Raw genomic sequence first — 9,188 nt, forward strand, 5'->3', positions numbered from 1 at the left:
GTCGGTGCTCAGCTGCATCCGGGTCTGCACGCCGGCCGAGGGACGGAGAGGATTGCCGCTCAAGGTCTTCACCTGCAGCCTTCCACTAGGCACCTGGAAGACATTCCTGGCCTGAAGGCCCTCCTCGTCTTCCGCGGCTACCCCGTCCGCGGACCTGAGCGCGCACGCGATGAGGTCGTCCAGGTCATCGAGCTCGTCGTCGGTCCTGTCGCCGGCGCACAGGCGATCGTTCACCCGCGCGACGATATCCCCGACAGTCTCGATGTCGTCGTCGCCATTCCTGCACGAGACCGCGTTGTCGTCGCAGATCATCCCTGCTTCGCGGTTGAGGAGCAGCACGAGGAAGTCCTGCGCCACCCTCATCTCCTTGCTCCGGTGCCCGCGCGCCGAGAGGAGCTCGCAGTCCGCCGTGAAACAGCCGCTCCCACCGAATGCTTCGTTCGACTCGGAGATGCTGTCGAACAGGGCGTCCAGCGAATCCGAATCCATCCCGTGCCCGTTCTTGCCGTTGCCGAGGCCAGACGTGTGGCCGAGACCCACTCCCAGGCCATTGCCATGCTTGTCCTTGTCCTGGTTGCCGTTGCCGTTGCCGTTCCCACCGCGATTGCCGTTGTCGCGGCACGCCTTGCTCCAGAACCCGAGGCCCCTGGCGTGGTTCTCACAGGTCTCTCCTCCTCCACCTGGAGGTGGCGGTTCCTCGCCGTCCTCGGTCGGCTCGATGTAGCCGAAAAGCCCGTGCGTCTCGTCATCGGGACCGGCGGCGAAGTAGAGGCGACACGCGACTTCGGAGCCCGCTCCGCTGCAGGTGGCGAGCCCCCACAGTCCCTCGATCGTGATGGGGTCCTGGTTCTCGTCGAGGAAGCTGCCCTGGAAGGAGCCATCGCCTAACGAGTAGGCGAGGATCCGGCCGTCACCGAAGTTGCCGACCAGCAGGTCGCCGCTGAAGTCGCCGAAGCACCCGGGCGCGACGACCATGGCCCACGGCGCATTGAGCTCGCCGGCGGAGACCAAGCGGCTCAGGAACGTGCCGTTCGTGTCGTACACGTTGATGTAGCCGTTGCCGGGTCCCGGCACTTCTTCATTGCCGCTCTTCAGCGCGTAGGCGACGTAGAGCTGGCCGTTGATGTTGGCGATGTTGAAGGGGCAGTAGCCTGCGGGCAGGTTGGGATCAATGAAGCTCCCGCTCGGCGTGATCTGCACGAAGCTGCTGTCGTAGACGTCGATCGAGCACTCGCCGAAATTCGCGGCATAGATGCGTGCACCCGACGCGGTGCTGGCGATCGCGGCGCCTGTGTAGGCCGCGCCGTCGTTGGTCGCGACCTGGACGGCGTTGCTGGGATCGAACGTGGGACTCCAGGCCGAGATCGTCCCGTTCGTGGTCACGAAGATGAAGCGGGCGGTCGAGACGCTGTCGCCCTTGGAGAAGCTGAACCTGAGATTCGTGTCGTTGGCGAGCACCACGCCGGTCGGCGAGCCGCCGGGAATGTTGACGACGAGACCGGTCGAGACCCCTGCGGGGCTGTAGAGGGTCGAAGTCCCCGTGCCTTCGTTGGCGACCCAGAAGGTGCAGTTGCCGCCGGGTGCTAAACCCCATGGGTTGACGAGATTGGCGTCCGTCGCCCCGGCTTCTCCCGAGACGTCGGCCACCAGGTCGACTTGAGTGAAGTTGTTCTGAGCGAAAGCGTCGAGAGGAATAGCGAATAGACACAAGACCGCGAGCAGAGTCGCGAGCTTCGTTCGCATGAGCGACCTCCGTGGCAAGATGCGGCAGCAAGATGCAGTTCAGGCGCGAGCCGCGGAGGCCTCGGCGGTGAGGCTGAGCGGGGGCTTGGAGAGAGGTGCAACCTCGGGTTTCGAGCCCCTGCCGCGACTGCGACCTAAAAACCCTAGAGCCTGTTTCGGCCGCGAAAATCGGGTGAAATCCGTATGACCCACGGCAGGCATACGTCGCCCTCGGCGGAGGCTACAATCGATCACGCGTGATGCATCGCCCGGGCGAAGGCCCGGTACCGTGATCCAACGATTAGAGCCGCAGGTTCTTAGGAGCGCGTGCATGAACTTCAGATCGCATTTCTATCGATTCTCCAAGTGGGCTGCGCGCGCGGTGGGGCAGCCCATGGCGTTCGTCCTGGCCGTCTTCGTCGTGGCGGCCTGGGCGGTGTCCGGCAAGTTCTTTGGCTTCAGCGACACGTGGCAGCTGGTCATCAACACCGGCACGACGATCGTCACCTTCCTGATGGTGTTCCTGATCCAGAACACCCAGAACCGCGAAGGCGAAGCGATGCAGATCAAGCTCGACGAGCTGCTGCGCGCGGTGGAGGGCGCGCATCTGGCACTGCTGGATCTGGAGGAGCTGACCGAAGACGAGCTGGACGTGATGAAGGGTCGCTACGCCGAGCTGGCGAAGAAGGCGCGCAGCGATCTGCGCAAGGGCCGGAAGGACTCGGGCACTCCCGAAGTCAAAGCGAGCGCGAAGGATCCGGCGTGATCGATGTCAGGGACGATGCAAGACAGACTGCCCGGCGGCAGTCTCGAGCTACGGCATCGGCACGCCGAGCCGGGCGAACGCCCACAAGCCGAGCTGCATGACCGCGAAGCTCGCAAGGCCGGCGATCGTGTCGTCGCCGACGATGCCCCAGCCGCCCGGCCACGCCTGCGACTCCCTCGCCCCGAGGGGCTTCCACACGTCGAACAGCCGGAAGAGGAGGAACGCGGCGAGGAATGCCTGCCAGGTGTGCGGGACGAGCAGCAGCGCGATGCTCTGACCGATCACCTCGTCGATGACGATCGGGTGGGCGTCGTGGCCGAGATCTTTCTCGGCGTACGTGCAGATCGGCACCGCGATCAGGCCACCCACGACGATCGCCGCGATCGCCCACGGCAGCGGCGGGACCGGCAGGAACCAGCCGATCACCGTGACCACCAGGCTCGCCAGCGTGGCGCAGGCGATCGGGAAGTAGCCGATGGGACCGAGTGTGGCGAGGAAGTGAATCAGCCGCTTCATGCGCGCGGCGATGAAGACTCGGTGAGCTCGGGCTGCGAGAGCCGGGCGAGGACGGCCTTGCACATCGAGCGCAGGGTCTCGGACACGCCGCGCCCCTGGCTGGCGATCGCTTCGAAGTCGGGCGCGCCGCCGGGATTGAGCTGCGCGCGCATGCGGTCGACCGGGATCGCTCCGGGCAGGTCGCGCTTGTTCCACTGGAACACGCGCGGGAGTCTGCGCAGCTGGTCGCCGGAGAGTCCGAGCGTCACCAGGTTGGTGGCGAGGTCCTCGAGCGACTCACGATTCGCCAGCTCGCGACCCGGCCCCGAATCCGCGACGAAGACCAGGCCATCGAGCCCCTGCAGCACGGCGCGCCGCGAGAGCCGGTAGTACGACTGTCCAGGCACCGTGTAGAGGTGAAACCGAGTGGCGAAGCCCGCGACCGTGCCCAGATCAATGGGCAGAAAGTCGAAGAACAGCGTGCGCTCGTGATCCGTCGAGATCGACACCAGCCTGCCGCGCCGCTCGGCCGGCAATCGCTCGTGCAGGCACTTCAGGTTGGTGGTCTTCCCTCCCAACCCGGGCCCGTAGTAGACGATCTTGAAGTGAATCTCGCGCGCCCGATGGTTGACGAGGGCCATGACAGTCCTAGGCGGTCTTGGGGGAACCGAGTGGAGTGGGGCTCGGGTTGTCTTGCGGCGCTCAGTCGCCGAACAGTGCGTCGACCTCGCGCCCCGCGGCATCCGCGAAGGCCCTAGCGTCGTTGGTTGGCTCGACCAGTCCCACCTTTTCGAACAGACCCGCGAAGACCGGATCCAGGATGGCCACCGCCCGATTGGCGCGGAACCGCACCAGGCCGAGCGTGCTGCGCCGATCGAACACCGTGCACATGATGACCCGATCAGCGAGCAGACAGGAGTAAACGGTGCGCGTCGGCCCTTCGCTCACCACCGCGTTGACGCCGTTTTCCCCGAGCAGCCGCGTGAGCTCCGCGTTGGCCGTGAAGTCGGCGGCGATCAGGCTGGCGAATGCGGTGACGTCGAAGTCCGCGCTACGTCCGGCCGTGGTGATCAACTGGCCGGATCGGTCCACCAGGTGGACGGAGAGGGCATTGGTGCGCTCGAGCAAGTCGAACAGCACCTGATCGATCGCTCGAAAATCCTTTTCGAACAGAGTCCATTGAGCCATGGAACCCCCGGCTTTGGGCCGCGGTGGCACCGTGAGGAACTCAGGGCACGTCCTTGTTCCGGGGCAGACGATTAGCACCGGAAGGCCGGAGGAGCAAGTGAAGATTGGAGATGACTCGGAATCAGGGATGGGCCTTGGAAACCCGGGGCGGCTGGTGGGTGCCGAGGGTCCCGTGGGCCATCTCGACATCGTGCTCGTCCTCGATCTCCCCGACGATCTCCTCGATGACGTCCTCGAGCGTGACGATCCCAATGAACCGGGTGTCCGCGTCACGGACGACCGCCATCGGCCGACGCTCGCGCCGGAAGATGCGAAGCAACCGGTCGAGAGGCTGGTCGGGGCTCACGAAGAGAGGCGGGTAAATGGCGTCCATCAGGATCACGAGGCCTCTGAGACTGAACAGATGGAACAGGTCCTTGGTATTGACGATCCCGACGATGTTGTCGACCGACCCTTCCCAGACCGGCATGCGCGTATGGGCGGTCTCGCGGGCGGTCTCGAGGATTTCCTCCTCGGTGGCCTTGATCGAGAGCGTCACGACCTTCTCGCGGGGAACCATGATGTCCTTCACCGTCTTCTCGGAAAGCTCGAAGACGTTGCGCGCGTAGCTGGCCTCGTCGGGCGTGATGGCGCCCGCCTCCTGGCTCTCATCCACCAGCATGCTGATCTCGTCGGCCGAATGGACCAGCTGTTCGTGCGACTGGGGCGGCAGCCGCAGCAATCGGACGAAGAAATTGCTCGATCCGCCGATGAACCGGATGAAAGGCCGAAAGACCCGGCCAAACGTCAGCAGGATTCCGGTGACGAGCAGCGCCACGTCCTCGGAGCGCTGAATGGCCAGGGCCTTGGGCGCCTGCTCGCCGAGCACCACGTGCAGGTAGGTCAGCATCAGGTACGCGAGCGTCACTGCGACGATGTGCGAGAGCGCGAAGCCCCAGACGTCGGGCAGCGCGCTGAAAAGCGGCGACATGAGATGGGCCAGGGCCGGCTCGCCGATCCATCCCAGCGCCAGGCTCGCGAAGGTGATGCCGAGCTGGCAGGCGGCGATGGCGTCGTTCATGTGCTCGAGCGCCGTGCTCACGGCCTTGGCGCCGAAGCGTCCGCGCGCGATCAGCTCCTCGACGCGGGTCCAGCGCACCGTGACGAGCGCGAACTCCGCGGCCACGAAGAAGGCGTTGAGCGCGAGCAGGACGAGAACTGCGCTCAGCCGAAGGACGTCGTTGAGGTAGCTCGGCATGGGCGGCTATTCGAGCTCGCGACGCCCCTCCAGGGCGCGCGCGAGCGTCACCAGGTCCGAGTACTCGAGATCCGACCCCATGGGAACGCCGCGGGCGATGCGGGTGACCTTGACGCCGAGCGGCGCGAGCAGGCGCGAGAGATAGAGCGCGGTCGCCTCGCCGGTGACGTTGGGGTTGGTGGCCAGGATCACCTCGGCGATTCCTGGCTCTCCCCCGGGCGGCGGCTGCAGGCGCTGGAGCAGCGGCTGGATGCGCAGGTCCTCGGGCGTGGTGCCATCGAGCGGCGACAGCGCGCCACCGAGCACGTGGTACCGCCCGCGAAACGTCCCGGTGCGCTCGAAGGCCAGCACGTCGACCGGCTGCTCGACGACGCACAGGAGGGAGCCGTCACGCCGCGGGTCTTCGCAGATCAGGCAGGGGTCGCTGTCGCTGAAGTTCCCGCACACGTTGCAGAAGCCAACCTGCTCCTTGACCACGCGAATCGCCTCGGCGAGGCGCAACGCTTCGTCCTTGGGCATCTTGAGCAGGTGCATGGCCAGACGTTGCGCGCTCTTCTGGCCGATGGTGGGAAGCTTCTTCAGCTCCTCCACGAGGAGCTCGAGGTACTTGGAGCTGTACATGCAGAGGGGGCTAGAAAGGCAGGTTGATCCCGCCGGTGAGCCCGCCCAATGCCTCCTTCATGTGCGCTTCGGAAGTGCGCTGCGCCTCACCGATCGCGGTGAGCACCAGGTCCTCGAGCAGCGACGCGTCCTCCTTGAGCGCCTCGGGCTGGATGGTGATCTCGATCAGCTTCTGCTTGCCGTCCACCACCGCTTTGACCAGGCCGCCGCCGGCGCTGGCTTCGAAGCGCTCGGCGGCCAGGCGCTCCTGCACCTCGCCCATCTGCTTCTGGATCTTCTGCGCCTGCTTGACCAGATCGCCGAAGCTCTTCATGGCGTGTTCCTCCCGGCATCACCGGACGGTTGGATCAGATCTCCTTCGAACCACGCGATCGCTCGATCGACGAGCGGCTTGAGATCGGCGGCGCGCGGGCGCTCGGCGGGCGCGGTCTCGATCACGCAGGAGAGCGCGAGCGTCTTCTGGAACGTGTCGGTCATCACCCGCTCGACCATCGCGCGATTCTCCTGCTCGTCGACCACCGAGCGGTGCAGGGAATCCATGGCCAGCAGCAGCGCGCGTGACGTGACGCCGACCAACCGGCTCTCCTGGAGGAACGCGCCGAGCATCCGCTTCTGGGCGTTGATGGTCTCCACCACGGTGCGCCAACTCTCTTCGATCTCGGAGTCGAGCCGTGGCGCATCGTCGTCGATCACGGCGGTCGCGGTCGCCGCGGCGGCGATCTCGCGGACCATGGCCGCCGCCTTGGGCGGGGATTGCGAAGGACTCGCTGCTCCTGGCGCCACCGTGCGAGCGGGAGCCGAGCGTGTCGGCGCGGGCGCGCGCACGCTGGAAGGCTCGGCCGGAGAGGCGCCTCCCGCCGATCTCGCACTGCCGCCACCCGCCAGCCGCTTCTCCAGCGCCTCGAGACGCTGGAGGAGCTGAGCCAGCGTCTCCCCCGGCTCGAGCGTCGCCATCTGCATGACCGCCGCCTCGAGGTGAACCATGGGCTGGGACGCGTCGCGCATCGGAAAGTGCAGGTCGGCGGCGATCTTCATGAGGCGCAGCAGGTCGTGCTCGCTCCAGCCGGACGCCTGCGAGCGCAGCCGCTCGAGCTCTTCAGTGGTCGCGGGCACCAGCTCCGCGGCCGCCGGATCGACCTTGAGCACCAGCAGGTGCCGCAGGTGCTCGGCCAGCCCCTGCGCCAGCTCCATGGGGTCGATGCCCTTCTCGAAGGCCTGGTGGAGGGCGGTGAGTGTCCCTTTCGGGTCGTGGCTGACGATCGATTCCACCAATTGGAAGTAGGCCTCGCGATCCGCGATTCCCAGGACGCGCCGCACCAGCTCCTCGTCGATCTTCGCTTCACCGGCCGACACCACCTGGTCGAGCGCGCTGACCGCGTCGCGCATCGAGCCCTCGGACTTCTGCGCGATCAGCAGCGCGGCGCCTTCGGTGAGGTCGAAGTGCAGGCCTTCCGGATCCTTGGCTTCGCGGGCCACGATGTCGCGCAGCCGGCCCACCACCTTGCGCAGCGGGACGCGCGCAAAGTCGAAGCGCTGCGTGCGCGAGCGGATGGTGTCGGGCAACTTCTGCGGATCGGTGGTGGCGAAGATGAACACCAGGTGCGGCGGAGGCTCCTCGAGCGTCTTGAGCAGCGCGGCGAAGGCGTCGTTCGAGAGCTGGTGCACCTCGTCGATGATCACCACGCGATGGCGGCCGCCGGTCGGCGAGAATCGCACCTTCTCGCGCAGGGCCTGGACGTCGGCGATGCCGCGGTTGCTGGCGCCGTCGATCTCCGCCACGTCGAGGGACACGCCGCTCGTGATCTCCACGCACGACGTACAGGTGTTGCAGGGCTCGGGGGCGGCCTTGTCGCCCTTGGAGTCGCGGGTCTCGCAGTTGAGCGCCTTGGCGAGGATGCGCGCGCTGGTGGTCTTGCCGACGCCGCGAGCGCCGGTGAAGAGATAGGCGTGGGCGACCCGGCCGCTCTCGACCGCACGCGCGAGCACCGTGCTCACGTGCTCCTGCCCCACCAGGTCGGCGAAGGTCTGCGGCCGATACTTCAGGGCCAGCGCGCGGTGAGCCATGGTCCTCCGGACGAGAAGGGCCAGGGGGCCAGCGGCACTCCCGAGGGGTTGTTTACCGCTGCTACCTTCCGGTCCTGACGGGGTTCACAAGTTCGGGTTGCGCTGGGCCTGGCCCAGAAAAATGGGGGAAAGAAAGACGACTCCGCATCTTAGGCAGCGCTTCCCGGGGCGTCAAGGTTCGCGCGTTTGGCCGAGCGCAGCGATGCGACGACGGCCACTCCGAGCACGACGATGATCACACCCAGCGAAGCGAGCGCGGAGATCTTCACCCATTCCGAGAGCACCATCTTGAGCCCGACGAAGATCAGCACCGCAGCCAATCCATAGTGCAGATAGTGGAAAAGGCGCATGAGGCCCGCGAGCGCGAAGTACAGCGAGCGCAGACCGAGGATCGCGAAGGCGTTCGAGCTGTAGACGATGAACGGGTCCTTGCTGATCGCCAGCACCGCGGGAATCGAGTCGACCGCGAAGATCACGTCCGTGGTCTCGATCACGATCAGCACCACCGCGAGCGGCGTGGCCATCCACTTGCCCGCTTCGCGCACCCAGAAGCTGGCGCCGCGATAGTCCGGGGTGATGGGCACGAAGCGGCGGAAGAGGCGCAGGATCGGATTCTTTTCGGGGTGGATCTCCCGCTCGTGAGTGCCCCACAGCCGGATGCCCGAGATCACCAGGATGGCGCCGAACACGTAGATCAGCCAGTGGAAGCGCTCCAGCAGCGCCACGCCGGCGAGGATGAACGACAGCCGCATCAGCAGCGCCCCGAGGATGCCCCAGAAGAGGACTCCGCGCTGCAGCTCGCGCGGCACGCGGAAGTGCGAGAACACCAGCAGGAAGACGAACAGGTTGTCGACGCTGAGCGACTCTTCCACCAGATAGGCGGTGAGGAACTGGACCGCCTTTTCGCTGCCCGCGTAATAGAGGATCCCCAGATTGAAGATGAGCGCGAGGCCGATCCACACCCCTGTCCACGACATCGCATCGCGGAAGCTCGGCTCCTCGCTCTTGCGATGCAGCACGGCGAGGTCGAAGACGAGCACCACCAGGATGAAGAAATTGAAGACGATCCAGGGCAGCAGTCCGCTCACGAGCATG

General features: G+C 66.2%; 10 protein-coding genes and 1 other RNA gene. 1 reads left to right on the forward strand and 10 read right to left on the reverse strand.

What is annotated here, in order from left to right; genetic code table 11:
* Window positions 1–1,743: TIGR03118 family protein (locus tag VFQ05_05550; GenBank protein ID HET9326219.1), on the reverse strand; the 1,743-nt coding region annotated here is incomplete at its 3' end.
* Between the two features lie 310 nt (window positions 1,744–2,053).
* Between VFQ05_05550 and VFQ05_05555 the strand changes: the two genes are divergently transcribed.
* Complete coding sequence (locus tag VFQ05_05555) at window positions 2,054–2,488, forward strand: low affinity iron permease family protein (protein ID HET9326220.1); 435 nt, start codon at window positions 2,054–2,056, stop codon at window positions 2,486–2,488.
* A gap of 48 nt (window positions 2,489–2,536) precedes the next feature.
* Here VFQ05_05555 and VFQ05_05560 read toward each other — a convergent pair whose 3' ends face one another.
* From VFQ05_05560 to VFQ05_05600, 9 genes are all read right to left on the reverse strand, one after another.
* The gene (locus tag VFQ05_05560; GenBank protein ID HET9326221.1) at window positions 2,537–3,004 is read right to left on the reverse strand and encodes a phosphatidylglycerophosphatase A; all 468 of its coding nucleotides are present in this window, start codon (window positions 3,002–3,004) and stop codon (window positions 2,537–2,539) included.
* A complete protein-coding gene (locus tag VFQ05_05565; protein ID HET9326222.1) occupies window positions 3,001–3,624 on the reverse strand; it encodes a gliding-motility protein MglA in 624 nt (207 codons plus the stop codon). The genes VFQ05_05560 and VFQ05_05565 overlap by 4 nt, the downstream gene beginning before the upstream one ends.
* 61 nt (window positions 3,625–3,685) lie before the next feature.
* Window positions 3,686–4,171 (reverse strand): hypothetical protein, encoded by a 486-nt coding sequence (locus tag VFQ05_05570; GenBank protein ID HET9326223.1) that lies wholly within the window; start codon window positions 4,169–4,171, stop codon window positions 3,686–3,688.
* A 121-nt stretch (window positions 4,172–4,292) separates the two neighbouring features.
* Complete coding sequence (locus tag VFQ05_05575; protein HET9326224.1) at window positions 4,293–5,408, reverse strand: hemolysin family protein; 1,116 nt, start codon at window positions 5,406–5,408, stop codon at window positions 4,293–4,295.
* A 6-nt stretch (window positions 5,409–5,414) separates the two neighbouring features.
* Window positions 5,415–6,029, reverse strand: a complete 615-nt coding sequence (gene recR, locus VFQ05_05580) for a recombination mediator RecR (protein HET9326225.1) — start codon at window positions 6,027–6,029, stop codon at window positions 5,415–5,417.
* A gap of 10 nt (window positions 6,030–6,039) precedes the next feature.
* The gene (locus VFQ05_05585) at window positions 6,040–6,342 is read right to left on the reverse strand and encodes a YbaB/EbfC family nucleoid-associated protein (protein HET9326226.1); all 303 of its coding nucleotides are present in this window, start codon (window positions 6,340–6,342) and stop codon (window positions 6,040–6,042) included.
* On the reverse strand, window positions 6,339–8,093 hold the full coding sequence (gene dnaX / locus VFQ05_05590; GenBank protein ID HET9326227.1) for a DNA polymerase III subunit gamma/tau: 1,755 nt from the start codon (window positions 8,091–8,093) through the stop codon (window positions 6,339–6,341). The genes VFQ05_05585 and dnaX overlap by 4 nt, the downstream gene beginning before the upstream one ends.
* A 15-nt stretch (window positions 8,094–8,108) precedes the next feature.
* Window positions 8,109–8,207: signal recognition particle sRNA small type (ffs, locus tag VFQ05_05595), an RNA gene on the reverse strand.
* Window positions 8,208–8,242: 35 nt separating this feature from the next.
* On the reverse strand, window positions 8,243–9,188 hold a 946-nt coding region (locus VFQ05_05600), incomplete at its 5' end, for a TerC family protein (protein HET9326228.1).

This window comes from Candidatus Eisenbacteria bacterium (genome assembly GCA_035712145.1).
GTDB lineage: Bacteria > Eisenbacteria > RBG-16-71-46 > RBG-16-71-46 > RBG-16-71-46 > DASTBI01.